The 316-nt window shown below is 73.4% G+C and carries 1 pseudogene; it reads right to left on the bottom strand.

The features are described from left to right. Nucleotides 1–316, bottom strand: a pseudogene (locus tag AN216_RS28865) (aminotransferase class I/II-fold pyridoxal phosphate-dependent enzyme); the annotation flags it as partial.

Consider the following 316-nt stretch of genomic DNA (forward strand, 5'->3'; position numbering starts at 1 on the left):
CGGCGGCCAGCCGCTTCCGTACGGCCGCCGGCTCCGTCAGCGCCGCGGCGATCGCCGCGTCGTCCGCGCCGTGCGGGCCCGCGTGCAGGGTCTCCAGGATCTCGCGCACCCGAGCGCTCAGCCGATGCCCGTACGGGCTGGCCGGAAAGCGCGCGATGCCCGCCTGCGGACCATCGGGCAGCAACGACACCTCAAGCCCCGCGAGCACGACCACGGAGTCACGTCCACCGTGGCCCAACATCTCCGCCGGGCTGACGACCACGGTCTCCCGCGGGTCATGGGCGGTGTCCCGCCAGCTCTCGTCGCTGATGATCAA

This window comes from Streptomyces oceani, from assembly GCF_001751245.1.
In the GTDB taxonomy this organism is placed as follows: domain Bacteria; phylum Actinomycetota; class Actinomycetes; order Streptomycetales; family Streptomycetaceae; genus Streptomyces; species Streptomyces oceani.